A 26,418-nucleotide genomic window follows, 5' to 3' on the forward strand; every position below is an offset into this window, starting at 1 on the left:
GTAACAAATCGAAACCAATGCGCCGCTCCGCCAGCATTGCGCATAAAGAAAGAAAGCCGCGCAATCGCGCGGCTTTCTTGCGGATCGAACCACCCGGACCGGGTCAGGCGTTGGGCTTGGGCTCGGCGGTGCGCAGGCGGATATGCAGCTCGCGCAGCTGCTTCTCGTCGACCGAGCTCGGCGCCTGCGTCAGCAGGTCCTGGGCGCGCTGGGTCTTGGGGAAGGCGATCACGTCGCGGATCGAGTCGGCGCCGGCCATCATCGTGACGATGCGGTCCAGGCCGAAGGCCAGGCCGCCGTGCGGGGGCGCGCCGTACTGCAGCGCGTCGAGCAGGTAGCCGAACTTGGCGCGGGCTTCGTCGTCGTTGATCTTGAGCGCGCGGAACACCTTGCTCTGGATGTCCGAGCGATAGATACGGACCGAGCCGCCGCCCATTTCCCAGCCGTTCAGCACCATGTCGTAGGCCTTGGCCACGCACTTGCCCGGATCGGTCTCGAGGTATTCCAGGTGCTCGTCCTTGGGGCTGGTGAACGGGTGGTGCATCGCCACCCAGCGTGCGTCTTCCTCGTCGTATTCGAACATCGGGAAGTCCACCACCCACAGCGGCTTCCAGGCGTCTTCGAACAGGCCGTTGGCCTTGCCGAAGTCCGAATGGCCGACCTTCAGGCGCAGCGCGCCGATCGAGTCGTTGACCACCTTGGCCTTGTCGGCGCCGAAGAAGATGATGTCGCCGTCCTGCGCGCCGGTGCGCTTCAGGATCTCGGCAATGGCGGCGTCGTGCAGGTTCTTGACGATCGGCGATTGCAGGCCGTCGCGGCCCTTGGCGACTTCGTTGACCTTGATCCAGGCCAGGCCCTTGGCGCCGTAAATGCCGACGAACTGGGTGTAGGCGTCGATCTCGCCGCGCGAGATGGCGCCGCCGCCCGGCACGCGCAGGCCGACCACGCGGCCGTTGTCGCTGTTGGCCGGGCCCGAGAACACCTTGAAGTCGACGTCCTTCATCACCTCGGTCAGCTCGGTGAATTCCAGCTTGACGCGCAGGTCAGGCTTGTCCGAGCCGAAGCGGGCCATGGCTTCGCGGAATTCCATCACCGGGAAGGCGCCGAGGTCGACGTCGATGGCGTTCTTGAACACCGTGCACATCATGCCCTCGAACAGGTCGCGGATCTCCTGCTCGCTCAGGAACGAGGTCTCGCAGTCGATCTGCGTGAACTCGGGCTGGCGGTCGGCGCGCAGGTCTTCATCGCGGAAGCACTTGGTGATCTGGTAGTAACGGTCGAAGCCCGACACCATCAGCATCTGCTTGAAGATCTGCGGCGATTGCGGCAGCGCGAAGAAGTGGCCCGGGTTCACCCGCGACGGCACCAGGTAGTCGCGCGCGCCTTCAGGCGTGCTCTTGCCCAGCATCGGGGTCTCGATGTCGATGAAGCCCTGTGCATCGAGGAACTTGCGCACTTCCATCGCCACCTTGTAGCGCAGGCGCAGGTTGTATTGCATCTGCGGGCGGCGCAGGTCGAGCACGCGGTGCGTCAGGCGCGTGGTTTCCGACAGGTTGTCGTCGTCGAGCTGGAACGGCGGCGTGACCGACGGGTTCAGCACGGTCAGCTCGTGGCACAGCACCTCGATCTTGCCCGAGGTCAGGTTGGCGTTCTCGGTGCCGGCCGGACGCGGGCGCACCTTGCCGGTGATACGGATGCAGAACTCGTTGCGGATCTCTTCCGCGGCCTTGAACATCTCGGGGCGATCCGGGTCGCACACCACCTGCACCAGGCCCTCGCGGTCGCGCAGGTCGATGAAGATCACGCCGCCATGGTCGCGGCGGCGCTGGACCCAGCCCGTCAGGGCCACTTCCTGGCCCGAGAATTGTTCGGTCACCAGACCGCAGTAGTGAGTACGCATGGAGGACATAAGGAGATTCCCGGTAAAACGCGGCTGCCCGATTGCATCGCGCAGCCCGTGATCAGTTTGGAGGCTCAAGGATCGGTCGTCTGGACCGGCTCCTCGCTGCTGGACCTGCCGGCCGCACTCGCCGCGCTGGACGGAGCTGCCGGCCGGGGCGCGGTGCCGTTCTTGCGCGGCAATTCCGCCGGTGCCACCACGCCCATCGAGACGATGTACTTGAGCGCGGCGTCGACGGTCATGTCGAGTTCGATGGTGTCGGCCTTGGGCATCATCAGGAAGAAGCCCGAGGTCGGATTGGGGGTGGTCGGCACGTAGACGCTGACGTATTCGCCTTGCAGGTGGTTCTGCACGTCGCCGCCGGGGCGTCCGGTCAGGAAGGCGATGGTCCACGAGCCCTCGCGCGGGTACTGCACCAGCAGCGCCTTGCGGAAGGCATTGCCCGACGACGACAGCAGCGTGTCCGAGACCTGCTTGACGCTGGTGTAGATCGGGCCCACCACCGGGATATGGCCCAGCAGCGCTTCCCACCAGCGCACCAGGCGCTGGCCGATGAAGTTATGCGCCAGCAGCCCGACCAGCAGGATGAACAGCAGCGTCAGGATCGCGCCCAGGCCGGTCACGCGCTTGCCGAACATCAGCCGGTCCGGCCGCCAGGCCTCGGGCAGCAGCGCCAGGCTCTGGTCCATCGTGCCGATGATCAGGCTCAGCACCCACAGCGTGATGCCCAGCGGCACCAGTACCAGCAGCCCGGTCAGGAACCAGGTTTTGAGGGCGGAAGTCTTCTTGGCTACCACGGGGCGGGTCCGGCTCAGTGGCAGGCGCAGGCGCTGCCGCAACCGCCGGCGGCCGGCGCCGAGGTAGCCGCAGCGGTGCCGGTCGACGACGATTCAGCCGCCGCCGGCGCGCTGGCCGCAGCCGCAGTGCCGCCAGTTGCGCCGGTTGCAGCAGGCGCACCGGCGCCGCCGCCGCTGCCACCGCGGAAGTCGGTCACGTACCAGCCCGAGCCCTTGAGCTGGAAGCCGGCAGCGGTCAGCTGCTTCTTGAACGCGCCGGCGGCGCCGCAGGACGGGCAGTCCGTCAGCGGGGCATCGCTCATTTTCTGCAGCACATCGCGCCCGTGGCCGCAGGCGTCGCAACGGTAGGCATAGATCGGCATGGTGTTATTTCGCGAGAGAACTTGGGAATCGGTACCAGGGCGGACATCGCCGCGCGCCGGGGCGGCTGCGGGAATATCCCGCGCGGCGATGCAAAGCCTTGAATTATAAACCGTTCCGGGGCTGCCTGATCGGCGGAAATAAGGGGGTGGGCGCCCCCGCGCGCTCAGGCGATATGGACTTCCTTGACCGGCGCGTGATCTGCAATCCACTGCGGCAGCAGCGAACCGATCACCATGCCGCTGACCGAGAACAGCAGGCCCACCATCTGCGGCGGCACCACGGCATCGGCAAAGGCGACCTCGCAGGTCAGCCAGGACGACAGCCCCAGCAGGATCGCGGCCAGCCCGCCCTGGCGGGTGGCGTGCTTCCAGAACATGCCGAAGGCCAGCGGCACGAACGACGACACCAGCGTGACCTTGTAGGCATTTTCGACCATATGGAAGATCGACAGGTGCGAGTTCAGCGCGAACAGCGTCACCAGCGTCGTGAACACCAGCACCACGGCCTGCATCACGCGCAGGAACTGCTTGTCGTCGAGATGGCGGAAGTACGGCCGCAGGATGTTTTCGGCAAAGGTCACCGACGGCGCCAGCAGCGTCGCCGAGGCGCAACTCTTGATCGCCGACAGCAGCGCGCCAAAGAACATCACCTGGGCGAACATCGGCGCGTGCTGCAGGATCAGCTGCGGCAGGATCAGCTGCGAGTCGGTGTCGATGTATTTCGCCACCATGCCCGGATCGATCAGCGTGGCCGAGTATGCCAGGAACATCGGGATAAAGGCGAAGCAGAAGTACAGCACGCCGCCCAGCACCGAAGCGCGCCCGGCGATCTGCTCGGTGCGCGACGAGGTCACCCGCTGGAACACGTCCTGCTGCGGGATCGAGCCCAGCATCATGGTGAACAGCGCCGCGGCGAAGCCGATGATCTGCACGAAATCGAGCGACGGCAGGAATTCGAACTTGCCGGCCGCGGCCGCGTGCGAGACCACCGCCGTCACGCCGCCGGCCTGGCCGCTGACCTCGTAGCCGATATACATCATGCCGATCACGATGATGATCATCTGGATGAAGTCGGTGATCGCCACCGACCACATGCCGCCGAACAACGTATAGACCAGCACGCTGGCGGCGCCGATCATCATGCCGGCCTCCTGCGACAGCGCGCCGTCCGACACGGTATAGAACACCAGCCCCAGGGCCTTGATCTGCGCCGCGACCCAGCCCAGGTAGGAGACCACGATGCACAGCGTGGTCAGCACCTCGGCCAGCCGGCCATAGCGGTTATGGTAGTAGTCGCCGATGGTCAGCAGGTTCATCCGGTACAGCGGCCGGGCAAAGAACAGGCCCACCAGGATCAGGCACAGCGACGACCCGAACGGGTCGGACACCACGCCCGACAAGCCTTCCTTCAGAAACACGGCGGGGATGCCCAGCACGGTCTCCGAGCCGAACCAGGTGGCGAAGACGGTGGCGGTGACGATATGGAACGGCAGGCTGCGCCCGGCGACGGCGAAATCGGTGGTGTTGCGCACGCGCAGCGCCGCCCACAGGCCGATGCCGACCGAGATTACCCAGTAGATGATGACAAACCAGATCAGCATGCCGCTGCCCTATGCAGAAGGTGCCCTTGTGGCGAGAAACCGAATGCCGGGCGGCTGGGCGCTGGCGCGCGCGCGGTAGCCCGGAGTCCAATTCATCGGTCGGGGCCGCATATCGGGGTGCCTGGCGCTGTCCCGACGAGGCGGGCAACGCGGCGGGGGCCCGCGGTCGTAGCCGAATCAAAACGCGGATTATAGCGACGCAGACCCGCACGGGCGAAAAAAATTCCCCGCTGGCGCGAATGCGCCACGCGGGGCACCGCCTGCGCCACAGCGCGGCCGGCCGGAGGCGGCTTCAGGCGCCGCGCCGGCGCCATACCTGCCAGCGCTCCTGCCCCTGGAACACCGGCAGCGGCGCGGCCGAGGGGCGGTCCTCGATGCGCTCGAAGGCCGGCCCGAGCAGCGCATCGAGCTCTGCTTCCGGCATCGCGAACGGCGGTCCGCCACGGTTCTCGCCCAGGTAGAAGTAGCCAGCCAGCAGCCCGCCCGGCGGCAGCAGCTCGGCCACGCGGGCGCCATAGGCCGCGCGCAGCGCCGGCGGCAGCGCGCACAGGAAGGCGCGCTCGTAGATCAGCTCGCACGCCGGCTGCGGCGTGAAGGCGAAGAAATCGCCCTGCTGCACCACCGCCCCGGCCGGCCCTAGCGCGCGTCGCGCCGACGCCACTGCCTGCGGCGAGAAGTCGATCGCCGTCACCGGCCAGCCGCGCTCGAACAGCCACGCCGCCTCCCAGCCGTTGCCGCAGCCGGGCACCAGCGTGGGACACGGCTGGCGGCCCTCGATAAAGCTGCGGAATTCCTCGGGCACGCCGCCCAGGTCCCAGGGCGTGAAGCCCTCCCTGAAGCGCTCGTCCCAGAACGCCGGGTCGCCGGCATTGCGCGTGGTAAAGCCGGGCACCGGCCTGGTGGTATCGCCCATGGGTCTGTCTCCGTCCTTTGTGGTATTGGCCTGCGCCTACCAGTAGCCCGCCCAGCCCAGCACGTGCGTGAGCACGATGCCGGCGACGAAGCCGCCCACCAGCAGCACCGCGGTGCCGAGCAGCCGGTTGGTGCGGCGCTGCTCGGCCACCAGCTGCGCCAGCAGCTTGTCCTGCTCGCCGTTGCCGGCCAGCGCGCGCCGCTCCAGGAACTGGTGTGCCAGCCGCGGGAAGTCCGGCAGCATCTTGGCCCATTGCGGCGCTTCGACCTTGACCCGTTCCCAGGCGCCCTTCCAGCCCACCTGCTCGTACATCCAGCGCTCCAGGAACGGCTTGGCGGTCTTCCACAGGTCCAGGTCCGGATCGAGCTGGCGGCCCAGACCTTCGATATTGAGCAGAGTCTTCTGCAGCAGCACCAGCTGCGGCTGGATCTCAACGTTGAAGCGGCGCGAGGTCTGGAACAGGCGCATCAGCACCATGCCCAGCGAGATTTCCTTGAGCGGCTTGTCGAAGTACGGCTCGCAGCAGGCGCGCACCGCGCTTTCCAGTTCCTCAACCCGGGTCTCGGGCGGGACCCAGCCGGATTCCACGTGCAGCAGCGCCACACGGTGGTAGTCGCGGCGGAAGAAGGCGATGAAGTTCTGCGCCAGGTAGTTCTTGTCGAACTCGGACAGCGCGCCGACGATGCCGAAGTCGAGCGCGATATAGCGGCCGAAGGTCTCGGGCTGCACTGACACCAGGATGTTGCCCGGGTGCATGTCGGCGTGGAAGAAGCCGTCGCGGAACACCTGGGTGAAGAAGATCTCGACGCCCTCTTCCGCCAGCTGGTGCATGTCGACGCCGGCGGCCTTGAGCGATTCGGTGCGCGAGATCGGGATGCCGTGCATGCGCTCCATCACGAACACCGTGCTGCTGCACCAGTCCCAGAACACCTCGGGCACCAGCAGCAGGTTGGTATCGGCAAAGTTGCGGCGCAGCTGGCTGGCGTTGGCCGCCTCGATCATCAGGTCGAGTTCGTCGTGCAGGTATTTGTCGAACTCGGCCACCACCTCGCGCGGCTTCAGGCGCTTGCCGTCGGCCCAGAAGCGCTCGAGCCAGGTGGCCATGTCGCGCATCAGCGCCAGGTCGCTGTCGATCACCGGCAGCATGCCGGGGCGCAGCACCTTCACCGCGACCTCGCGCCCGTGGCTGGGGCCGCCCTTGAGCGTGGCGAAGTGAACTTGCGCGATCGACGCGCTCGCCACCGGCTGGTGCTCGAAGGTCTCGAACAGCTGCTCCAGCGGCCGCCCGAGCGAGCGCTCGATGATCCTGACCGCCACCGCCGAATCGAACGGCGGCACCTGGTCTTGCAGCTTGGCCAGCTCGTCGGCAATGTCCGGCGGCATCAGGTCGCGCCGGGTCGACAGCACCTGGCCGAACTTGACGAAGATCGGGCCCAGCCGCGTCAGCGCCAGCCGCAGCCGCACGCCGCGTGGCACGTCGAGCTTGCGCCCGATGGTGATGACCCGTACCAGGAAGCGGATCCTGCGGCTGCTGAAGCCCGAGAGCACCAGCTCGTCCAGGCCGTAGTAGAGGATGACGAAAAGGATCTTGCCAAGGCGCAGGAGGCGGGTCATTCGGGAGTCTTCACGGAGCCGGGCAGGCAGTCGGTGGATGGTCGGAAGGAAGCGCGGCTGGGCCGGCTCAGCGGTGCGGCGACGGCAGCTTGCCGGACGGGCCGGCCTGGCCGGACGGGCCCGGCGCGGGCGGCGTGCCGCCGCGCTCCAGGCGCTCGAGCCGCTTCTCCAGCCGCGCCAGGCGGTCGCGCAGCCGGCCCACGTCGGCGCCGAACTCGTCCAGCGCGGCGTGGCGCACCAGCGTCGGCTGCTCGTCGAGCAGGTAGTCGGTGACGTTGTCGACCAGCGCCCGGCCCACGCGCGTGGCCTGCTCATGGACCTGGCGCGCGCCATCGACCACGCGCTGCGCCACGCTGTCGCTGACCGGCCCGCCCAGGATGCCGCGCAGCGCGCGCGACAGGTCCTCGGCGGCGTCCCAGCGCAGGTTGCGCGCCAGCGTCGAAACCGTGTTGGCCAGCTCGGCATCGCCCTCGATGCGCACATGGCGCATGGCGGCGGCCTGGCCGCCTTCGGCCACGTCGGCGGCCACCAGCGGCCACTGCTGCACCGGCACGCGCAGCGTCACCGCGGGCGCCTCGGCCGCGGGCGCCAGTTCGGTGCAGCCGTGCTCGGTCACCTTCAGCGACAGCTCGAAGGCGGCGGCATCGAAACGGATCACGCGTCCGGCAAACGGCGCCAGCTGGTTGCGGGCCCACGGCTCCTGCTCGAGCAGGTGGTTCAGTGCCGAGACGGCAGGCGTGGCCAGGGCGGAAGGCAGAGTATTCATGACAGCGCGGTAGGCGGGCAGGCGGCGACGCGCGGGACCGGCGTCGCAAACAAAAAGGCCCACGCTTTCGCGTGGGCCTCCATTCTAAGCTACTCCCCCCGGCGCATCACCGCCGCGGGGTGCGGCATCAGGACTCTTGCTGGATCCCGGCCAGCAGCCAGCCGCCGCTGCCGGAGACCGGCTTGGCCAGGTTCCAGACCTCGCCGAACGGCTGCGCCGCCTCGCCCGCCTTCTCGCGGATCATGCCCGAGAAACGCACGCTGGCAACGTGCTGGGCCGGCGACGACTCGATGCCGAGCAACTGGGCTTCGAGCGTGACCACGTCGGTCTTGTTGACCTCGACGCCGCGCTCGGCCAGGTCCATCTTGATCTCGGCGAACATCTCCGGCGTGGTGAACTCGCGGATGTCGTCCAGGTTGCCGGCATCCCAGGCGGCCTGCAGGCGCACGAAGTGGACCTTGGCGTTGCGCAGGAAGGAATCGGCGTCGAAGTCGGCCGGCACGCCCCACGGCTGCTGCGCCACGGAACCCGCAACAGCGGCGCCAGCGGCGGCACCGGCGGCGGGCAGAACCGGGCTGCCCGACACCGGCGGCGTCGGCTCACCGCGGAACATCGGCTCCGCGTTGCGGCCGAGGTTCGGCGCGCCACCGGCACCGGCGTAGGCCGGCTGCGCGGTGCGCTTGCTGCCGCCGCGGAACTTGCGGATCAGCCAGATCGCGGCAAAGGCCACCAGCGCGATCAGGATCAGGTTGGACAGGAAGGTCAGCGCCGCGCCGCCCAGGCCGAAGTGCGACAACAGCCAGCCAATGCCCAGGCCGGCAGCGATGCCGCCCAGGATGCCGCCCCAGTTGCGCTTGGGCGCCGCGGCCGCGGCCGCGCCGGCTGCCCCGGCGGTGGCCGGTGCCGCCTGCTGTGCAGGTTGCTGCGCCTGCTGCGTGGGCGAGGTGGGCTGGGTCTGCTGGCGCTGGGTCACCGACTCGGACTGCTTGCCGATGCTGCGCGAGCCGCCCATGCGCTTGGCCTCGGCGTCGAACGCCATGCCGACGGCCAGCGCCGTGACCAGCGACCCCACCAGGAATTTTCCACGAATTGACGACATATGCTGTTATCCCCTGTCAGTTTCACCCCAGATGTGGGTGAGCATGGCGAATTCAAGTGTTCTTAATACTTGCGCCCGACGTGGAGCGCCACCACTCCGGCCGTCAGATTGAAGTATTCGACATTCTCCAGGCCCGCATGTTCCATTAAGCGTACAAGCGAAACCTGGTCTGGATGCATTCTGATCGATTCCGCGAGATAGCGATAGCTCGGGGCATCCCCTGCCACGCGCTCGCCCAGCCACGGCAGCACCTTGAAAGAATAGACGTCGTAGGCCTTCTCCAGCGGTTTCCAGACCTTGGAGAACTCCAGCACCATGACCTTGCCGCCCGGCTTGACCACGCGGCGCATCTCGGCCAGTGCGGCTTCCTTGTGCGTCATGTTGCGCAGGCCGAAGGCGACCGTGACCAGGTCGAAGTAGTTGTCGGGGAACGGAATCTTCTCGGCGTCGCACAGCGCCACCGGCGTGACGATGCCTTTGTTGAGCAGCCGGTCGCGGCCCACGCGCAGCATCGACTCGTTGATGTCGGTCAGCCAGACCTGCCCGGTCGGGCCGGCCTGTTTCGCGAACGCCTTGGCCAGGTCGCCGGTGCCGCCGGCGATGTCCAGCACCTTGTGGCCGGGGCGCACCCCGGCCTGCGCGATGGTGAACATCTTCCACAGCCGGTGCATGCCGCCCGACATCAGGTCGTTCATCACGTCGTACTTGCTGGCCACCGAATGGAACACGCCGGCAACCTTGCCGGCCTTTTCCGTTTCGTCGACCTTTTCGAACCCGAAGTGGGTTTCACTCATCTTTCAAGACTCCAGGATTGTCGGGGGCGGCTCAGTGATGGCCGCAGCCGTGCCCGCCGCCGGAGGCGGGCATCGGGGTGTCGCGATCGGCGCCGGCGGCTGCCAGGCGCTGCAGGTAGTCCTGCCACAGCGCGTCCTGGTTGTCGCCCAGGCGGTACAGCAGGTCCCAGGAATAGATGCCGGTGTCGTGGCCGTCGGAAAAGCGGATCTGGATGGCGTAGTTGCCGACCGGCTCCACCGCGTCGACGCCGACCTCGCGCTTGCCGGTCTGCAGCACCTCCTGCCCAGGGCCATGGCCCTGGACTTCGGCGGAGGGCGAATACACGCGCAGCAGCTCGAACGGCAGCCGGAAGCTGCGGCCGTTGTCGAAGCCGATCTCGAGCACGCGTGATTGCGTGTGGACCGTCAGCGCGGTGGGATGGGGGGTGTCTTTTTCCAGGCCTGCCATGGTGATCGCGGCCCGGTGACGGGCGCTTGTGAGGGTGATTGCCGCATGATGCCGCGCCGGCTGCCGCGGCAGCCCCGCATCACGCTTCGCATACGACCCGATAGCTTACCCCAGGCTCGCCGGCTTGCGCAGCCCGGGCCGCTTCGCCATCCTGCGGCACATAGCGCAGCCGGCGCTGGTGGAAGGCCGCCACGGTGCTGCGGTGCGCAATGCTGACGATCGCCGTCTGCGGCAGCTGCTCCACCATCAGCTGGTACATGGCGCGTTCGGTGTCTTCGTCCAGCGCGCTGGTGGCTTCGTCGAGAAACAGGTAGTCCGGCCGCTGCAGCAGCGCGCGCGCAAAGGCCAGGCGCTGCTGCTCCCCCGGCGACAGCCGCAGCGACCAGTTGTCGAACACGTCGAGCTGGTCCGCCAGCGCCGCCAGCCGGGTCTGCCGCAGCGCCGCCTGCAGCACGTCCTTGCCGTGTTCGGTGCCGGCGTCCGGGTAGGCCAGCGCATCGGCCAGCGTGCCGATCGGCAGGTAGCTGCGCTGCGGCAGGAACAGCCGGCGCGCGCCCTCCGGCATGGTCACGGTGCCGCTGCCGTACGGCCAGATCCCGGCCAGCGCGCGGAACAGCACGCTCTTGCCGCAGCCCGACGGGCCGCTGACCAGCCAGCGCTCGCCCGGCGCCACCGCCAGCGAGAACGGCGCCACCAGCGGCCGCTGGCCCACCGCGGCGCCGCGCGCGGCGCGCACCGGCAAGGCCAGCGCCAGGCTGTCGATGGCGATGCCGTCCTGCGGCTTGCCGTGGTACGCCACCTCGATATCGCAGCTGCCGTCCTGCGACGCCTCCTGCCGCTCGGCCACGCGGATCGCTTCCTGGAAGTCGATCAGGCGGTTGGCCGCCGCCTTCCAGCCCACCAGCGTGGCGTAGTTGTCGACGAACCATGACAACGCACCCTGCACCTGTCCAAACGCGGAACTGATCTGCATCAGCCCGCCCAGCGTCATCTTGCCGGCAAAGTAGCGCGGCGCCGCCACCAGGATCGGGAAGATAATGGCGAACTGCGCGTAGCCCGAGCTGACGAAGTTCAGCCGCCGCGTGTACAGCATCAACTGGTTCCAGTTGGCCCGAATGCGGTCGAAGCGTGCGCGCAAGCCGGCCTTTTCAGTCGGTTCGCCTCGATACAGCGCCACTGGCTCGCTGTTCTCGCGCAGGCGCACCAGCGTGAAACGGAAATCTGCCTCGTACTGTTCTTGCTGGAAGTTCAGGCCGATGAGCGGACGCCCGACGAAGTGCGCCACCAGCGATCCCACCACGGCATAGGCCCCGGCAAACCAGACCATGTAGCCCGGGATCACGACCTCGCTGCCGCCAAGCGCCAGACTGATCGGACCGGACAACGTCCAGAGGATCCCGACAAAGGAAATCAGCGTCACCACCGAGTTGAGCAGCCCCAGCGACAACGACAAGCCTCCATCGGTGAACAGGCGCAGGTCGTCCGCTATCCGCTGGTCGGGGTTGTCGGTCGTATGGGTCTGCTCGATGCGGTAGTAGGCCTGGTGAGCGAGCCACCGGTCCATGAACCGCCCGGTCATCCAGGTACGCCAGCGCATCTGCAGCATCATCGTGTAGTACTGCCGGGACAGGAAGGCCACGATATAGAAGCCGGCAATCCACGAGAAGCGCAGCAGCAGCACCTTGAACGAGGCATAGTCGCGCTGCTCCAGCGCGTTGTAGAACACGCGGTTCCATTCATTGAGCAGCACGTTGATATAGACGATGCCCAGGTTGAGCACCACCACCAACGCCAGCAACCCCAGCCCGGCGAGGCGGTCTTCGGATTTCCAGTAGGGCTTGATCAGCGCCCAGGTCGCGGCCATGCGCAGCCGGCTCTGGATCTTGAGGGCCCGGGCGGGAATGGCCGGGCCCGGTACGGTGACGGAAGTCGGGGTCGAGGACATAGCGGCAGCTTTCTGGCCCGCCAGCGCGCTTGCCTGGCCGGGCCTGTTGTTCTGGTGCCGCGGCGCAGGCGCGACCGCGGCGGCATCAGCATTCAGACGGTTGCCTGTCGGCGCAGGTTCCGCGCCTGGCCTCAGGCGTCGTCCGCTTCCACCAGCGCAAGCGCCGTACGCAGCGCCGGCAGCCGGCTGGCCAGTTCCTGCACGCGCACGGGGTCCGCCGCGCGCTGCGGCGCGGCCCAGATCGCCTCGGGGAAATGCGTGTCCCAGCGGTAGCGCGGGATGATGTGCCAGTGCAGGTGCGGCACCATGTTGCCGAACGCAGCCAGGTTGACCTTGTCGGGCGCCATCACCTCGCGCACCACCCGCTCGACGCGCGCCACCAGGCGCATCAGCCAGGCCTGGTCGCCTTCGTCCAGGTCGCTCAGCTCGGCCACATGGTCGTTCCAGACGATGCGGCAGAAGCCGGGAAAGCGGTCATGCTCGACCAGGATCAGGCGGGCGCGGTCGCCCATCCAGACCAGTTCGCCGCCGTCGGTTTCGCACAGGGGGCAGTTGGGGGAACGCGTCATGGCGATGGCTTACACCAGCACGCGCTCGATGCCACCCGCATTGGCCTTCGCCACATACTCGGGCATCCAGTTCTCGCCCAGCAGGTGCTTGGCCATCTCGATCACGATGTAATCGGCCTGCACCGACGCATCTTCCTTGTAGCGCGACAGCCCCTGCAGGCACGACGGGCAGCTGGTCAGGATCTTGACGTCGCCGGTGAAGCCGTCGGCGCGCAGCTTGTCGGCGCCCCTGGTCATTTCCTCTTCCTTGCGGAAGCGGACCTGCGTCGAAATGTCGGGACGCGTCACCGCCAGCGTGCCGGACTCGCCGCAGCAGCGCTCGTTCTTCTCGATCTTGCCCAGGCCGGCGTTGCCGCCCATCAGGTCGTTGACCAGCTTGGTCGGATCGACGGTCTTGATCGGCGTGTGGCAGGGATCGTGGTACATGTAGCGCGTACCGGTCACGCCTTCCAGCTTGACACCCTTCTCGAGCAGGTACTCGTGGATGTCGATGATGCGGCAGCCCGGGAAGATCTTGTCGAATTCATAGCCGGCGAGCTGGTCGTAGCAGGTGCCGCAGCTGACCACCACGGTCTTGATGTCGAGGTAGTTCAGCGTGTTGGCCACGCGGTGGAACAGCACGCGGTTGTCGGTGACGATCTTCTCGGCCTTGTCGTACTGGCCGTTGCCACGCTGCGGATAGCCGCAGCACAGGTAGCCCGGCGGCAGCACGGTCTGCACGCCGACATGCCACAACATCGCCTGCGTTGCCAGCCCCACCTGCGAGAACAGCCGCTCCGAGCCGCAGCCCGGGAAGTAGAACACCGCTTCCGTTTCCGGCGTGGTCGCCTTGGGGTCGCGGATGATCGGCACGATCTCGTTGTCTTCGATGTCGAGCAGCGCGCGCGCGGTCTTCTTGGGCAGGTTGCCCGGCATCTTCTTGTTGATGAAGTGGATCACCTGCTCGCGCACCGGCGGCTTGCCCACCGTCGCGGGCGGATGCGCGGTCTGCTTCCTGGCGATCTTCTTCAGTACGTCGTTGCCCAGGCGCTGCGCCTTGTAGCCCCAGTCGATCATGACCTTGCGGGTCAGGTTGATGGTCTCGGGATTGGTGGCGTTGAGGAAGAACATCGACGCCGCGGTGCCAGGGTTGAATTTCTTCTGCCCCATCTTGCGCAGCAGGTTGCGCATGTTCATCGACACGTCGCCGAAGTCGATCTTGACCGGGCACGGCGTCACGCACTTGTGGCAGACCGTGCAATGGTCGGCCACGTCGGAGAACTCGTCCCAGTGCTTGACCGAGATGCCGCGGCGGGTCTGTTCCTCGTACAGGAAGGCCTCGACCAGCAGCGAGGTCGCCAGGATCTTGTTGCGCGGGCTGTAGAGCAGGTTGGCGCGCGGCACGTGGGTGGCGCACACCGGCTTGCACTTGCCGCAGCGCAGGCAGTCCTTGACGCTCTCGGCGATGGCGCCGATGTCGCTCTGCTGCATGATGATCGACTCATGTCCCATCAGTCCGAACGACGGCGTGTAGGCATTGCGCAGGTCGGCGCCGGGCAGCAGCTTGCCCTTGTTGAAGCGGCCCTGCGGGTCGACCTTCTGCTTGTAGGCGCGGAAGTCGCCGATCTCTTCCTCGGTCAAAAACTCCAGCTTGGTGATGCCGATGCCGTGCTCGCCCGAGATCACCCCGTCCAGCGAACGCGCCAGGTCCATGATGCGGGCCACCGCGCGGTGCGCGTCCTGCAGCATGTCGTAGTCGTCGGAGTTGACCGGGATGTTGGTGTGCACGTTGCCATCGCCGGCGTGCATGTGCAGCGCGACGAAGACGCGGCCGCGCAGCACCTGCTTGTGGATCTTCTGGGCTTCATCCAGGATCGGCTTGAATTCGCCGCCGTTGAAGATCTTGCGCAGCTCGGCGCGGATCTCGGTCTTCCACGAGACGCGGATGGTGCGGTCCTGCAGCAGGTGGAACACGGTCGCGTCCGGCTGCTGCTGCAGCCGCGCCTCGAACTCCTGCCCCAGCAGGCCCAGCCCGTGCCCGATCAGCGAGGCCCTGGCCTGCGCCAGCGGCGTATCGAGATGGCCTTGCAGGTAGCCCCAGCGCGCGCGGATCTCGCGCAGCAGCGTCAGCGCGTGCTGCACACGGTCTTCCAGCAGCTCGGCGCTGGGGATCTCGTTGGCGTCGTCGCTGCGGCCCAGCGGCAGGTTGCCGCGGGCAAAGAACGCTTCCAGCGTGTCGACCAGCTGCAGCTTGCTCTTGATCGACAGCTCGATATTGATGCGCTCGATGCCGTCGGTGTACTCGCCCATGCGGTTGAGCGGGATCACCACGTCTTCGTTGATCTTGAAGGCGTTGGTGTGCTTCGCGATCGCGGCGGTGCGCGAGCGGTCCAGCCAGAACTTCTTGCGGGCCTCGGGACTGACGGCGATAAAGCCTTCGCCGCTCTTGCCGTTGGCCATGCGGATCACTTCCGAGGTGGCGCGCGCCACGGCGTCTTCATCGTCGCCGACGATATCGCCGATCAGCACCATCTTCGGGAAGGCGTTGCGCTTGCTCTTGGTGGCGTAGCCGACCGCGCGCAGGTAGCGCTCGTCCAGGTGCTCGAGGCCGGCCAGGATGGCGCCACCGGGCTTTTTGGTCTCGGCGTCGAGATAGTCCTTGATCTCGACGATGCTCGGGATGGCGTCGCGCGCCTGGCCGAAGAACTCCAGGCACACAGTGCGGATGTGCTTGGGCATGCGGTGCAGGGTCCAGCGCGCGCTGGTGATGATGCCGTCGCAGCCTTCCTTCTGCACGCCGGGCAGGCCGGCCAGGAACTTGTCGGTGACGTCCTTGCCGAGGCCTTCCTTGCGGAACTTGCGGCCTTCGATGGCGAGCGTCTCGGTGCGCAGCACCTTGTCGCCCGGGGCGCGGTTGCCGTCCGACCACTTCAGCTCGAAGGTGGCCACCGGCACGTCGTGGATCTTGCCAAGGTTGTGGTCCAGCCGGGTGATTTCCAGCCAGTTCCCTTCCGGGTCGACCATGCGCCACCAGGCCAGGTTGTCGAGCGCGGTGCCCCACAGCACGGCCTTCTTGCCGCCGGCGTTCATGGCGACGTTGCCGCCGATGCACGAGGCGTCGATCGAGGTCGGGTCGACCGCGAACACCAGGCCGGCGCGGTCCGCAGCGTCAGCCACGCGGCGCGTCACCACGCCGGCGCCGGCGAAGATGGTCGCGACCTTGTGCGGCACGCCCGGCAGGTCGGTCTGCTCGACCGGCCCGAGCTGCTCCAGCTTCTCGGTATTGATCACCGCGCTCATCGGCGTCAGCGGTACGGCGCCGCCGGTGTAGCCGGTGCCGCCCCCGCGCGGGATGATGGTCAGGCCCAGCTCGAAGCAGCCCTTGACCAGGCCGGCGATCTCTTCCTCGGTGTCCGGGGTCAGCACCACGAACGGGTATTCGACGCGCCAGTCGGTGGCGTCGGTCACGTGCGACACGCGCGACAGCCCGTCGAACTTGATGTTGTCCTTCTGCGTGACGCGGCCCAGCACGCGCTGCGCGCGCTTGCGCAGGTCGTAGGCGGCGGCGAATTCGTTCTTGAAGTCCTCGATCGCCTGCTTGGCGAAGGCGACCAGCTGCTCCACGCGATGCGAACGGTCCTCGGCGGCGGGCTCGGCGTGCTCGGCACGGTCGGCGGCGCGGCGCTTCTCGATCTCGTTCAGGCGGTGGTGCAGCGCGCTCACCAGCATCTGGCGGCGCTTGGGATTTTCCAGCAGGTCGTCCTGCAGGTAGGGGTTGCGGCGTACCACCCAGATATCGCCCAGCACCTCGTACAGCATGCGGGCCGAGCGGCCGGTGCGGCGTTCGCTGCGCAGCTCGTCCAGGATGCGCCAGGCTTCCTCGCCGAGCAGCCGGATGACAATCTCGCGGTCCGAGAAGGACGTGTAGTTATAGGGAATTTCACGCAGGCGCGGCGGGGCGTCCTGCGCGGCGAGCTTGGCGTCGAGCACGAGTGGGGCGTTCATGGGGGGACCGCTTCCTGCTGCGCACGGGGACAGTGCGCGAATCGTTCAGTAAAGGGCGATTGTACTGCAAGCCCTGCTTTCGCCGCACCGCAGCATGACGGAATCCTTGTCGGAACAAGGGATTAGCGCTGCCTGGCGAGCCAGATCCGCCGCAGAAACGGCGCCGGCGCCGCCTGGCGATCAGAACCAGGCCTTCACGGTGTGCGCAATGTTCTGCCAGAAAGTGTCCGGGATCCACATCAGGCCGGCGGTCATGACGAGGTAGCGCAGGAACTTGCCGACCGCCATCCAGGCCAGGCTGGGCCAGAACGACAGGCGCAGCCAGCCCGCCAGAGTGCACAATGGATCACCAACGCCGGGCAGCCACGACAGCAGCAGCGTGGGCGGGCCCAGCCGGCGCATCCAGCGGAAATAACGCGCATCGAGCTTGGGCTTGGGGGGCTTGCGCGCGTGGGCGCGGTGCTCCAGGTGTTCGGCCTCGTGCTCGCGCGCGCGGCGCCGCTTGTGGTAGCGCACCAGCGCCAGCTTGGCGGCGTAGCCCAGCCACCAGTCGATCGCGCCGCCGACGGTATTGCCGGCGGTGGCCACCAGGATCGCCGGCCAGAACATCTGCGGATTGAGCTTGACGTAGCCGAACACGGCGGGCTCGGAGCCGAGCGGCAGCAAGGTGGCCGACACCAGGCTGACCACGAAGATCGCGGGCAGGCCTACCTTGGGCAAGGCAACGGTTTCGAACAGCCAGTCGAAGAAGGCTTCCATGTAAGGGGACAGGGCCGGTGGCGCGGCTCATTCTAGCGGGCCGTGCCCCAAACGGGGCGCGGGCAAACCACATGGCACCTGTGCGGGATTTGTGATTAACTGTTAGAGCCTGTCGCGGCCAAACGTTCGCCGGCCGTGCCGATGCGCCGGCCGCAAGGTTCGCTGGCGCACCAACAGCAGTTGCAGCGGCAGCACCAATATCACGAATTAGCCGTCCTATAGCCGTCTTAAGCGGCAGTACCGCGTCGTGGCCAGTCCCGCGCTTTGCTTTGGGGATCTGGGTATTGGTCATGCGCGTCCACCCCACATGGAGACAAGCATGGCGATTCCGATCCGCCTGACGGTCAACGGCAAGCCCGTTGACGCGCAGGTAGAACCCAACACCCTCCTGGTCCAGTTCCTGCGCGAACAGCTGCGCCTGACCGGCACCCACGTCGGCTGCGACACCGCGCAGTGCGGCGCCTGCACGGTCCACCTGGATGGCCGGGCGGTCAAGTCGTGCAACATCCTGGCGCTGCAGGCGGACGGCGCCACCGTGACCACCATCGAAGGACTGGCCGGGGACAAGGGTGGCAACGGCCTGCACCCGATGCAGGAGGCTTTCCGCGAATGCCACGGGCTGCAATGCGGCTTCTGCACGCCGGGCATGGTGATGAGCGCCACCGCACTGGTCCAGGAACATCCCGACGCCGACGCCGCCACCATCCGCAAGCACCTGGAAGGCAACCTGTGTCGCTGCACCGGCTACCACAACATCGTGCGCGCGGTGCAGCAGGGCCAGGCGGGCATGCAGTCCAGCGCTGAATAAAGGAGGCCGCCATGAACGCACCCGAAAACCAGCGCCTGGTGGGCGCCTCCGTCAAGCGCAAGGAAGACTACCGCTACCTGACCGGCAACGGCCAGTACACCGACGACATCGTGCTGCCGCAGCAGAGCTACGGGTACTTCCTGCGCTCGCCGCACGCGCACGCGCGCATCCGCGCCATCGACAAGAGCGCGGCGGAGGCCGCGCCCGGCGTGATCGCCGTGCTGACCGGCGCCGAGCTTGCCGCCGACAAGGTCGGCGGCCTGCCCTGTGGCTGGCTGATCCACAGCATCGACGGTACGCCGATGAAAGAGCCGCCGCACCCGGTGATCGCCCACGACAAGGTGCGCCACGTCGGCGACCAGGTGGCGCTGGTGATCGCCGAGACCCTGCAGCAGGCGCGCGACGCCGCCGAGCAGATCGACGTCGACTACGAAGAGCTGCCGGCCGTGGTCGGCGCCGCCGATGCCGCATCGGCGTCGACGCTGGTGCATGACGAGGTGCCGGCCAACACCTGCTACACCTGGGGCCACGGCGACAAGGCCGCCACCGACGCCGCCTTCGCCCGGGCCGCGCACGTGACCACGCTGGAGATCGTCAACAACCGGCTGATCCCCAACGCGATCGAGCCGCGCGCGGTCAACGCCAGCTATGCGCGCCAGGACGACAGCTACACCGTCTACGTCGCCAGCCAGAACCCGCACGTCGAGCGCCTGCTGATGGGCGCATTCGTGCTGGGGCTGCCGGAATCGCGGCTGCGCATCATCGCGCCCGACGTCGGCGGCGGGTTCGGCTCCAAGATCTTCCTGTACCCGGAGGACGTGGCGCTGACCTGGGCCTCGAAAAAGGTGGGCCGGCCGGTCAAGTGGACCGCGGATCGCAGCGAATCCTTCCTGACCGACGCGCACGGCCGCGACCATGTCACCAGGGCCGAGCTGGCGCTCGACGCCGACGGCAAGTTCCTGGCGCTGCGGGTGCATACGGTCGCCAACATGGGCGCCTACCTGTCGACCTTCGCCAGCAGCGTGCCGACCATCCTCTATGCCACCCTGCTGGCCGGCCAGTACGCCACGCCGGCGATCTATGCCGAGGTGCAGGCGGTGTTCACCAACACCGCGCCGGTCGACGCGTATCGCGGTGCCGGCCGGCCCGAGGCCACCTTCGTGGTCGAGCGCCTGGTCGAAACCGCCGCGCGCGAACTGAACCTGGATCCGGCCGAACTGCGCCGCAAGAACTTTATCCGCCAGTTCCCGTACGCGACCCCGGTGGGCCTGACCTACGACACCGGCGACTACGAGCCGTGCCTGGCGCGCGCGCAGGAGCTGGCCGACGTCAACGGCTTCCCCGCGCGGCGCGACGAGGCGAAGCAGCGCGGCAAGCTGCGCGGCCTCGGTTATTCCTGCTACATCGAGGCCTGCGGGCTGGCGCCTTCCAACATCGCCGGCGCGCTTGGCGCACGTGCCGGCCTGTTCGAGGTGGGCGAGATCCGCGTGCACCCGACCGGCACGGTGACGGTCTTCACCGGCTCGCACAGCCACGGGCAGGGGCACGAAACCACCTTCGCGCAAGTGGTGGCGGACCGTCTCGGGCTGCAGCTCGACCAGGTCGAGATCGTCCACGGCGACACCGGGCGCGTGCCGTTCGGCATGGGCACCTACGGCTCGCGCTCGCTGGCGGTGGGCGGCTCCGCCATCGTCAAGGCGCTTGACAAGATCGAGGCCAAGGCCAAGAAGATCGCCGCGCACCTGCTGGAGGCGTCTGACAGCGACATCGAGTTCAGCAACGGCGTGTTCCGCGTGGCCGGCACCGACCGCACCAAGACCTTCGGCGAGGTCGCGCTGAGCGCCTACGTGCCGCACAACTACCCGCTCGACAAGCTCGAGCCGGGCCTGAACGAAAACGCCTTCTACGACCCGACCAACTTCACCTACCCGTCCGGCGCCTATGTGTGCGAGGTGGAGGTCGACCCCGACACCGGCGCGTCGCAGGTGGTCAAGTTCACCGCGGTCGACGACTTCGGCAACATCATCAACCCGATGATCGTCGAGGGCCAGGTGCATGGCGGCATCGGCCAGGGCTTGGGCCAGGCCATGCTGGAGCAATGCGTCTACGACAACGACAGCGGCCAGCTGCTGACCGGCTCGTACATGGACTACGCCATGCCGCGCGCCGGCGACCTGCCCGACTTCACCGTCGAGACCGCCAGCGGCACGCCATGCACGCACAACCCGCTGGGCGTGAAGGGCTGCGGCGAGGCCGGCGCGATCGGCTCGCCGCCGGCGTTCATCAACGCGCTGGTCGATGCGCTGTCGCCGCTGGGCGTGAAGGACGTGCAGATGCCCGCCACGCCGCACCGCGTGTGGCAGGCGATCCAGGCCGCGCAGCCCCAACCCTGAGCCACCGCACCGCAAAGGAAACCGACATGTACGCATTCAACTTTGAACGCGCCGCGGATGCCAAGGCGGCAGTGGCCAAGATCAAGGCCGATCCCGACGCCAAGTTCCTCGGCGGCGGCCAGAGCCTGCTGGCGGCGATGAAGCTGCGGCTGGCATCGCCGTCGACGCTGGTCGACGTGGCGCGCATCCCCGGCATGGCCGAGATCCGCGTCGAAGGCAAGGAGATCGTCATTGGCGCCGCGGCGCGCCATGCCGACGTGGAAGCCAACGCCGAGGTACGCCAGCGCATCCCGGCGCTGGCGGCGCTGGCCGGCGGCATCGGCGACCGCCAGGTGCGCGCGATGGGCACCATCGGCGGCGCGCTGGCCAATGACGATCCCGCTGCGGACTACCCGGCCGGCGTGCTGGGACTGGGCGCGACCGTGGTCACCGACCGCCGCAGCATCGCGGCCGACGACTTCTTCAAGGGCCTCTATGAGACCGCGCTGGAAGCCGACGAGCTGATCACCGCGGTACGCTTCCCGATACCGGACCAGGCCGCCTACGCCAAGTTTGCCAACCCGGCGTCGCGTTTCGCGCTGGTCGGCGTGCTGGTGGCGCGCACCGGCAACGCGGTGCGCGTCGCAGTCACCGGCGCGGCGGACAGCGTGTTCCGGTGCCAGCCGCTGGAGCAGGCGCTGTCGGCAAACTTCACCGCGCAGGCGGCGCGCGGGGTGAAGGTCGATGCGGGCCGGCTGAACAGCGACCTGCATGGGTCGGCGGCGTACCGGGCGCATTTGATTCCGGTGCTGGCGGCCAGGGCGGTGGAGGTGGCGCTGAAGGGTTAGCGTTTCTCCATTGCCGCATGTTGTCTCCCCTCTCCCGCTCGCGGGAGAGGGAAGCAAAACGCTGGCGCGCGAGGCACGTCGGCAAACAAGAACGTCCATGCTCCCCACCTCCATCGACGACACCCTCGCCCAGCTCGCACGCCAGCAATACTTCGCCGACCGCGAAACCGCCACGGTGCTCTACCTCGCGCTGCGCATGCAGCGCCCGCTGTTCCTCGAAGGCGAGCCGGGCGTCGGCAAGACCGCATTGGCGCAGGCGATGGCGGGCGTGCTCGGCACGCGGCTGCTGCGGTTGCAATGCTATGAAGGCCTCGACGCCGCCAGCGCGCTGTATGAATGGGACTACCCGCGCCAGATCATGGCGCTGCGCCTGGCCGAGGCGCGCGGCGAGCGACCCGAGGCGCAATCGCTGTACCACGACGACTACCTGCTCAAGCGCCCGTTGCTGGAGGCGCTGCTGCCCGACCCCGCCGCGCCGGAAGTGCCGCGCGTGCTGCTGATCGACGAGATCGACCGCGCCGACGAGCCCTTTGAAGCGTTCCTGCTCGAAGTCCTGTCCGAATTCCAGGTCTCGATTCCGGAGATCGGCGTGATCCGCGCCGAGCGCCCGCCGCTGATCGTGATCACCTCCAACCGCACGCGCGAAGTCCATGACGCGCTCAAGCGCCGCTGCCTGTACCAGTGGGTTGGCTATCCGGAGCGCGAGCGCGAGCTGCAGATCGTCGCGGCGCGGGCGCCCGAGGCCGCGGCCGCGCTGCAGGCGCAGGCGATCGATTTCGTGCACCGGCTGCGCGGCATCGACCTGTTCAAGGCGCCCGGCATCGCCGAGGCCATCGACTGGTGCCGCGCGCTGGCCGCGCTGGGCACCACCGAACTCGATCCGCAATCCGTGCGCGATACGCTGGGCGTGCTGCTCAAGTACCAGGATGACCTGGCGCGCGTGGACGGTCCCACCGTGGCGGAACTGCTGGCGGGCGCCACGCCGGGAGGCTGAGCCGTGCCGATGCTGCACGCCGGCGCGCGCAGCGGCGGTCCGCCTGCCGGACTGCCGGTGCTGGCGCGCAACGTCACCCACTTCATGCGGCTGCTGCGCGATGGCGGCTTTGCGTTGTCACCGGCGCACGCGGTCGACGCGCTGGCCGCGCTGCGCCTGGTCGATATCGGCCAGCGCGACGAGGTGCGCGCCGCGCTGGCGGCGCTGGTGCTGTCCGGCCCCGACCAGCGCCCGCTGTTCGACGCCGCCTTCGACCTGTTCTGGCGCGATCCCGACTGGGAAGGCAAGCTGCGCGCGCTGCTGCTGCCGCGCGTCGAGGCGGGCGCGCCGCCGCCGAAGCGCAGCAACCGGCTGGCCGATGCGCTGGCCGCGCGCCAGCCAGAAATGCCATTGCGCCCGGCGCAGACCGAGGCGGAACGCATCCACGTACCACTGACCTTCTCCGCCCAGGAACGCCTGGCGCAGCGCGATTTCGAGACCCTGACCGCGCAGGAATGGCGCGCGCTGCAGCACCTGGTGCGCACCCGCCGCACCCATCTGGCCCTGCAGCGCACGCGCCGGCTGCGCGCCGCCACCTGCGGCACCCACGCCGACCTGCGCGCCAGCGCGCGCCTGGCGGTGCGCCAGCACGGCGAGTGGCTGCGCTGGAAATTCCGCAAGCATGCCGAGCGCAAACCGCCGCTGGTGCTGCTGCTCGATATCTCCGGCTCGATGAGCCAGTACTCGCGCGCGGTGCTGTACTTCTGCCACGCACTGATGCAGTCGCGCGAGCGGCTGGCGGTGTTTCTGTTCGGCACCCGGCTGACCAACATCACCCGCTCGCTGCGCGAACGCGACCCGGACGAGGCCGTCGCGGTCATCACCGGCCAGGTGCGTGACTGGGCCGGCGGCACCCGCATCGGCGCGGCGCTGGCGAGCTTCAACCGCCACTGGGCGCGGCGCACGCTGTCCGGGCGCGCCACCGTGCTGCTGGTCACCGACGGCCTCGACCACGAGCAGATCGACCTACTCGGCGAGGAGATGGCGCGGCTGCGCCGCTTTGCCCACCGCATCGTCTGGCTCAACCCGCTGCTGCGCTACCCCGGCTTCACGCCGCAGGCGCGTGGCGTGCAGGCCATCCTGCCGCACGTCGACGCGCTGCGGCCGGCCCATAACCTGGACAGCCTGCTGGCGCTCGAGACGCTGCTGTCCGACCACGGCGGGCCGGCCCGGGCTGCCAGATCCGCCACTCCCGCCACGCCCAACAAGGAAGCCCCGCCATGGAAATGAACCAGAGCCAGCGCCTGCCGGTCCCGCAGCAGGTGGCATGGGAAGCGCTCAACGATACCGAGCTGCTCAAGCAATGCATCCCCGGATGTGAGAGTATCGAGCCCGACGGCGACCACGCCTACCTGCTGGCCATGACGGCCGCGGTGGGCCCGGTCAAGGCGCGCTTCAAGGGTCGCATGGCGCTGGAAGACATCCAGGCGCCCGACAGCTACACCATCCGTTTCGACGGCCAGGGTGGCGCGGCGGGCTTCGGCAAGGGCAGCGCCCGGGTCCGGCTGGAACCAGACGGCGACGAAACTGTCCTGACCTATACCGTCAATGCCCAGGTGGGGGGCAAGATCGCCCAGATCGGCTCGCGGCTGGTGGACGCCGCGGCACGCAAGATGGCTGACACCTTCTTTGCGCGCTTCACCGAGGCCGTCACCCCTGACGCCACAGACAGCACGCCAGCGGCCGAGGGCGCCCCCGCCGCAGCCGCCGGCGATAACTCCGATAACGAACCGACAGAACAAGCGAAGCGGAAACGATCATGGACAGCGTGGATCTCGAAGTCCTGAAAAACAGCGTGCAGTGGCAGCAGCAAGGCCATCGCGTGCTGCTGGTGACGGTAGTGCGGACCTGGGGCTCGTCGCCCCGGCCCGAGGGTGCGATGCTGGCGGTGCGCGACGACGGCCTGGTGGTGGGCTCGGTCTCGGGCGGCTGCATCGAGGACGACATCATCGACCGCGTGCGCCGGCAAGGCATTACGTCGGACCGTCCCGAAGCGATCAAGTACGGCATCAGCGCCGAGGAGGCGCACCGCTTTGGCCTGCCGTGCGGCGGCACCATCGAGCTGGTCGCCGAACCGCTCAAGCCGGCCAGCGGCATTGCCGAACTGCTCGATGCCGTGGAGAATGGCCGCCTGGTCGCGCGCACGCTGGACATGACCACGGGCGCGGCCACGCTGGGCCCGGCCAACGCTACCGACGGGCTGGCGTTCGACGGCAAGACCCTGCTGACCATCCACGGCCCGCGCTACCGCATGCTGGTGATCGGCGCCGGGCAGTTGTCCAAATACCTGTGCCAGATCGCCGTCGGCCTGGGCTTTCAGGTTACCGTGTGCGACCCGCGCGAGGAGTACACCGAGACCTGGGACATCCCCGGCGTCGCCATGGTGCGCACCATGCCGGACGACACCGTCACCGACATGAAGCTGGACGAGCGCTGCGCGGTAATCGCGCTGACGCACGACCCGAAGCTGGACGACCTGGCGCTGATGGAGGCGCTGCGCACGCGCGCCTTCTATGTCGGCGCGCTCGGTTCACGCCGCAACAACCAGGCGCGCCGTGAACGGCTCAAGGAATTCGACCTGACCGAGCTGCAGCTGGCACGGCTGCACGGCCCGGTGGGCATCTATATCGGCAGCCGCACGCCGCCGGAGATCGCGATCTCGATCCTGGCCGAGGTGATCGCGGCCAAGAACCATGTGTCGCTGCCCGACATCCTGCAGGTGGAAGGCGCCAAGGCCGCGCGCGAAATGGCTGCCAGCACCGGCAGCAGCTGCGACGTGGCGCCCGATCCTGCCTGACCACCCGCGAGTGCCGCCATGACCGCCGCCCCCAACGCTCCCCTGCTCCGCACCGACCTGCCCACCGGCATCCTGCTGGCGGCGGGCTTCGGCCGCCGCTTCGATGCCGCCGGCCAGCGCAACAAGCTGCTGGAGGTGCTGCCCGGCGGGCGCTCCGTCGCCTGGCGCAGCGCCCGCACGCTGGCCGCGGCGCTGCCGGAGTCGATCGCCGTGATCCGCCCCGGCAATCCGGCGCTGGCGGAAGAACTGCGCCGCGGCGGCTGCCGCGTGCTGGAAGCGCCCGAGGCCGAAGCCGGCATGGGCGCGGCACTGCGCGCCGCCGTGGCGGCAACGCCGGAAGCGCGCGGCTGGGTGGTGGCGCTGGCCGACATGCCGTGGCTGCCGATGGAGCTGATCCGCGCGGTGGCGCTGACCATCACCACGCCCGACACCATCGCCGCGCCGTGGCGCAACGGGCAACGCGGCCATCCGGTGGGCTTTGGCGCGGCCTGGCGCGAGGCGCTGCTGGCGCTGGACGGCGACGAAGGCGCGCGCGCGCTGCTAAAGGACAAGCCGGTGACGCGGATCCTGACGGAGGACGAGGGCGCGTTCCGGGATATCGATACGCCGGCGGATTTGCGCTGAGGCTGACGCAACCCGACTCAGCCGCCGCCCTGCTGCGCCTCGGCCAGCTCTGTGGTCTTCACCGCCATGATGAAATCATTGCGGTGCAAGCCCTTGATCTTCTTGGTACGCCACGACACCGTCGCATGTCCCCAGCCGAAGCTGATCTCGGGATGATGCCCCTGCGCCTCGGCCAGCTGGCCGACGCCGGTCACGAACGCCAGCGCCTGCGCGAAATTGCCGAAGCTGAAACGCCGCTCGAGCCGCGTCGCGCCATCGGCCAGTTCCCAGCCGGGCGCCTGCTGCAGCAGGGCCTCGGCCTCGTCGGGCGTCAGCGGTGGCACGCCGCCGCGGCAAGGCGTGCAGGATTGCGTTGCCAGGTTTTCTTCGCTCATGGTCTTGCTCC

23 protein-coding genes are annotated in these 26,418 nt (G+C 68.2%); 8 read left to right on the forward strand and 15 right to left on the reverse strand.

Features of this window, described 5'->3' with window-relative positions:
* Positions 1 to 103: 103 nt before the first annotated feature.
* The 14 genes from aspS to MKD38_RS21090 form a co-directional block, all read right to left on the reverse strand.
* Complete coding sequence (gene aspS, locus MKD38_RS21025) at positions 104 to 1,909, reverse strand: aspartate--tRNA ligase (protein WP_252679627.1); 1,806 nt, start codon at positions 1,907 to 1,909, stop codon at positions 104 to 106.
* Between the two features lie 65 nt (positions 1,910 to 1,974).
* Positions 1,975 to 2,697, reverse strand: coding sequence for a DUF502 domain-containing protein (locus MKD38_RS21030; RefSeq protein WP_252679630.1), 723 nt, complete (start codon positions 2,695 to 2,697; stop codon positions 1,975 to 1,977).
* Between the two features lie 14 nt (positions 2,698 to 2,711).
* Complete coding sequence (locus tag MKD38_RS21035; RefSeq protein WP_252679632.1) at positions 2,712 to 3,059, reverse strand: FmdB family zinc ribbon protein; 348 nt, start codon at positions 3,057 to 3,059, stop codon at positions 2,712 to 2,714.
* A 164-nt stretch (positions 3,060 to 3,223) separates the two neighbouring features.
* The gene (locus MKD38_RS21040) at positions 3,224 to 4,660 is read right to left on the reverse strand and encodes a high affinity choline transporter 1 (RefSeq protein WP_252679634.1); all 1,437 of its coding nucleotides are present in this window, start codon (positions 4,658 to 4,660) and stop codon (positions 3,224 to 3,226) included.
* A 292-nt stretch (positions 4,661 to 4,952) separates the two neighbouring features.
* On the reverse strand, positions 4,953 to 5,573 hold the full coding sequence (locus MKD38_RS21045) for a methyltransferase domain-containing protein (protein ID WP_252679635.1): 621 nt from the start codon (positions 5,571 to 5,573) through the stop codon (positions 4,953 to 4,955).
* Between the two features lie 36 nt (positions 5,574 to 5,609).
* Positions 5,610 to 7,187, reverse strand: coding sequence for a ubiquinone biosynthesis regulatory protein kinase UbiB (gene ubiB / locus MKD38_RS21050; RefSeq protein WP_252679638.1), 1,578 nt, complete (start codon positions 7,185 to 7,187; stop codon positions 5,610 to 5,612).
* Between the two features lie 67 nt (positions 7,188 to 7,254).
* Complete coding sequence (locus MKD38_RS21055) at positions 7,255 to 7,953, reverse strand: ubiquinone biosynthesis accessory factor UbiJ (RefSeq protein ID WP_252679640.1); 699 nt, start codon at positions 7,951 to 7,953, stop codon at positions 7,255 to 7,257.
* Between the two features lie 127 nt (positions 7,954 to 8,080).
* Positions 8,081 to 9,052, reverse strand: coding sequence for a Tim44 domain-containing protein (locus MKD38_RS21060; protein ID WP_252679642.1), 972 nt, complete (start codon positions 9,050 to 9,052; stop codon positions 8,081 to 8,083).
* 62 nt (positions 9,053 to 9,114) lie between these two features.
* On the reverse strand, positions 9,115 to 9,846 hold the full coding sequence (gene ubiE, locus MKD38_RS21065) for a bifunctional demethylmenaquinone methyltransferase/2-methoxy-6-polyprenyl-1,4-benzoquinol methylase UbiE (RefSeq protein ID WP_252679644.1): 732 nt from the start codon (positions 9,844 to 9,846) through the stop codon (positions 9,115 to 9,117).
* Between the two features lie 31 nt (positions 9,847 to 9,877).
* Positions 9,878 to 10,294: a gamma-butyrobetaine hydroxylase family protein gene (locus tag MKD38_RS21070; protein WP_252679646.1), complete on the reverse strand. Its 417-nt coding sequence runs from the start codon at positions 10,292 to 10,294 to the stop codon at positions 9,878 to 9,880.
* A gap of 79 nt (positions 10,295 to 10,373) precedes the next feature.
* On the reverse strand, positions 10,374 to 12,239 hold the full coding sequence (locus MKD38_RS21075) for an ABC transporter ATP-binding protein/permease (RefSeq protein ID WP_252679648.1): 1,866 nt from the start codon (positions 12,237 to 12,239) through the stop codon (positions 10,374 to 10,376).
* Between the two features lie 131 nt (positions 12,240 to 12,370).
* Positions 12,371 to 12,808: an HIT family protein gene (locus MKD38_RS21080; protein WP_252679649.1), complete on the reverse strand. Its 438-nt coding sequence runs from the start codon at positions 12,806 to 12,808 to the stop codon at positions 12,371 to 12,373.
* A 9-nt stretch (positions 12,809 to 12,817) separates the two neighbouring features.
* A complete protein-coding gene (locus MKD38_RS21085) occupies positions 12,818 to 16,792 on the reverse strand; it encodes a DUF3683 domain-containing protein (protein ID WP_252679650.1) in 3,975 nt (1,324 codons plus the stop codon).
* Between the two features lie 180 nt (positions 16,793 to 16,972).
* Positions 16,973 to 17,551 carry a YqaA family protein gene (locus MKD38_RS21090; RefSeq protein ID WP_252679651.1) on the reverse strand — a complete coding sequence of 193 codons (579 nt, stop codon included), beginning with the start codon at positions 17,549 to 17,551 and terminating at the stop codon, positions 16,973 to 16,975.
* 319 nt (positions 17,552 to 17,870) lie between these two features.
* Here MKD38_RS21090 and MKD38_RS21095 point away from each other — a divergent pair, with 319 nt between their 5' ends.
* From MKD38_RS21095 to MKD38_RS21130, 8 genes are all read left to right on the forward strand, one after another.
* Positions 17,871 to 18,359 (forward strand): (2Fe-2S)-binding protein, encoded by a 489-nt coding sequence (locus MKD38_RS21095; protein ID WP_252679652.1) that lies wholly within the window; start codon positions 17,871 to 17,873, stop codon positions 18,357 to 18,359.
* Positions 18,360 to 18,370: 11 nt separating this feature from the next.
* Positions 18,371 to 20,752 carry a xanthine dehydrogenase family protein molybdopterin-binding subunit gene (locus MKD38_RS21100; RefSeq protein WP_252679653.1) on the forward strand — a complete coding sequence of 794 codons (2,382 nt, stop codon included), beginning with the start codon at positions 18,371 to 18,373 and terminating at the stop codon, positions 20,750 to 20,752.
* Between the two features lie 26 nt (positions 20,753 to 20,778).
* A complete protein-coding gene (locus MKD38_RS21105) occupies positions 20,779 to 21,579 on the forward strand; it encodes an FAD binding domain-containing protein (RefSeq protein WP_252679654.1) in 801 nt (266 codons plus the stop codon).
* Between the two features lie 97 nt (positions 21,580 to 21,676).
* Positions 21,677 to 22,573 carry an AAA family ATPase gene (locus MKD38_RS21110; RefSeq protein ID WP_252679655.1) on the forward strand — a complete coding sequence of 299 codons (897 nt, stop codon included), beginning with the start codon at positions 21,677 to 21,679 and terminating at the stop codon, positions 22,571 to 22,573.
* A gap of 9 nt (positions 22,574 to 22,582) precedes the next feature.
* Complete coding sequence (locus MKD38_RS21115) at positions 22,583 to 23,842, forward strand: vWA domain-containing protein (protein ID WP_252679721.1); 1,260 nt, start codon at positions 22,583 to 22,585, stop codon at positions 23,840 to 23,842.
* On the forward strand, positions 23,833 to 24,399 hold the full coding sequence (locus MKD38_RS21120; RefSeq protein ID WP_018008751.1) for an SRPBCC family protein: 567 nt from the start codon (positions 23,833 to 23,835) through the stop codon (positions 24,397 to 24,399). Before MKD38_RS21115 ends, MKD38_RS21120 begins: the two co-directional genes overlap by 10 nt.
* A complete protein-coding gene (locus MKD38_RS21125; protein WP_252679659.1) occupies positions 24,372 to 25,409 on the forward strand; it encodes an XdhC family protein in 1,038 nt (345 codons plus the stop codon). The genes MKD38_RS21120 and MKD38_RS21125 overlap by 28 nt, the downstream gene beginning before the upstream one ends.
* Positions 25,410 to 25,427: 18 nt before the next feature.
* Positions 25,428 to 26,033: a nucleotidyltransferase family protein gene (locus tag MKD38_RS21130; RefSeq protein ID WP_252679661.1), complete on the forward strand. Its 606-nt coding sequence runs from the start codon at positions 25,428 to 25,430 to the stop codon at positions 26,031 to 26,033.
* Between the two features lie 17 nt (positions 26,034 to 26,050).
* On the opposite strand, the gene MKD38_RS21135 is transcribed toward MKD38_RS21130, so the two are convergent.
* Positions 26,051 to 26,407 (reverse strand): 4a-hydroxytetrahydrobiopterin dehydratase, encoded by a 357-nt coding sequence (locus MKD38_RS21135; protein WP_252679663.1) that lies wholly within the window; start codon positions 26,405 to 26,407, stop codon positions 26,051 to 26,053.
* Positions 26,408 to 26,418: the final 11 nt, after the last annotated feature.

Origin of the sequence: Cupriavidus sp. WGlv3 (genome assembly GCF_023952475.1) — a bacterium.
In the GTDB taxonomy this organism is placed as follows: Bacteria; Pseudomonadota; Gammaproteobacteria; order Burkholderiales; family Burkholderiaceae; genus Cupriavidus; species Cupriavidus phytorum.

What these genes read in the sequence shown, in the direction of transcription:
- MKD38_RS21035 (WP_252679632.1), bottom strand. Translation starts at nt 3,059, where the DNA reads ATGCCGATCTATGCCTACCGTTGCGACGCCTGCGGCCACGGGCGCGAT.
- ubiB (WP_252679638.1), bottom strand. Translation starts at nt 7,187, where the DNA reads ATGACCCGCCTCCTGCGCCTTGGCAAGATCCTTTTCGTCATCCTCTAC.
- MKD38_RS21045 (WP_252679635.1), bottom strand. Translation starts at nt 5,573, where the DNA reads ATGGGCGATACCACCAGGCCGGTGCCCGGCTTTACCACGCGCAATGCC.
- MKD38_RS21120 (WP_018008751.1), top strand. Translation starts at nt 23,833, where the DNA reads ATGGAAATGAACCAGAGCCAGCGCCTGCCGGTCCCGCAGCAGGTGGCA.
- MKD38_RS21040 (WP_252679634.1), bottom strand. Translation starts at nt 4,660, where the DNA reads ATGCTGATCTGGTTTGTCATCATCTACTGGGTAATCTCGGTCGGCATC.
- MKD38_RS21090 (WP_252679651.1), bottom strand. Translation starts at nt 17,551, where the DNA reads ATGGAAGCCTTCTTCGACTGGCTGTTCGAAACCGTTGCCTTGCCCAAG.
- MKD38_RS21095 (WP_252679652.1), top strand. Translation starts at nt 17,871, where the DNA reads ATGGCGATTCCGATCCGCCTGACGGTCAACGGCAAGCCCGTTGACGCG.
- MKD38_RS21115 (WP_252679721.1), top strand. Translation starts at nt 22,583, where the DNA reads ATGCTGCACGCCGGCGCGCGCAGCGGCGGTCCGCCTGCCGGACTGCCG.
- MKD38_RS21125 (WP_252679659.1), top strand. Translation starts at nt 24,372, where the DNA reads ATGGACAGCGTGGATCTCGAAGTCCTGAAAAACAGCGTGCAGTGGCAG.
- MKD38_RS21100 (WP_252679653.1), top strand. Translation starts at nt 18,371, where the DNA reads ATGAACGCACCCGAAAACCAGCGCCTGGTGGGCGCCTCCGTCAAGCGC.
- MKD38_RS21105 (WP_252679654.1), top strand. Translation starts at nt 20,779, where the DNA reads ATGTACGCATTCAACTTTGAACGCGCCGCGGATGCCAAGGCGGCAGTG.
- MKD38_RS21075 (WP_252679648.1), bottom strand. Translation starts at nt 12,239, where the DNA reads ATGTCCTCGACCCCGACTTCCGTCACCGTACCGGGCCCGGCCATTCCC.
- MKD38_RS21060 (WP_252679642.1), bottom strand. Translation starts at nt 9,052, where the DNA reads ATGTCGTCAATTCGTGGAAAATTCCTGGTGGGGTCGCTGGTCACGGCG.
- aspS (WP_252679627.1), bottom strand. Translation starts at nt 1,909, where the DNA reads ATGTCCTCCATGCGTACTCACTACTGCGGTCTGGTGACCGAACAATTC.
- MKD38_RS21080 (WP_252679649.1), bottom strand. Translation starts at nt 12,808, where the DNA reads ATGACGCGTTCCCCCAACTGCCCCCTGTGCGAAACCGACGGCGGCGAA.
- MKD38_RS21085 (WP_252679650.1), bottom strand. Translation starts at nt 16,792, where the DNA reads ATGAACGCCCCACTCGTGCTCGACGCCAAGCTCGCCGCGCAGGACGCC.
- MKD38_RS21110 (WP_252679655.1), top strand. Translation starts at nt 21,677, where the DNA reads ATGCTCCCCACCTCCATCGACGACACCCTCGCCCAGCTCGCACGCCAG.
- MKD38_RS21135 (WP_252679663.1), bottom strand. Translation starts at nt 26,407, where the DNA reads ATGAGCGAAGAAAACCTGGCAACGCAATCCTGCACGCCTTGCCGCGGC.
- MKD38_RS21130 (WP_252679661.1), top strand. Translation starts at nt 25,428, where the DNA reads ATGACCGCCGCCCCCAACGCTCCCCTGCTCCGCACCGACCTGCCCACC.
- ubiE (WP_252679644.1), bottom strand. Translation starts at nt 9,846, where the DNA reads ATGAGTGAAACCCACTTCGGGTTCGAAAAGGTCGACGAAACGGAAAAG.
- MKD38_RS21055 (WP_252679640.1), bottom strand. Translation starts at nt 7,953, where the DNA reads ATGAATACTCTGCCTTCCGCCCTGGCCACGCCTGCCGTCTCGGCACTG.
- MKD38_RS21070 (WP_252679646.1), bottom strand. Translation starts at nt 10,294, where the DNA reads ATGGCAGGCCTGGAAAAAGACACCCCCCATCCCACCGCGCTGACGGTC.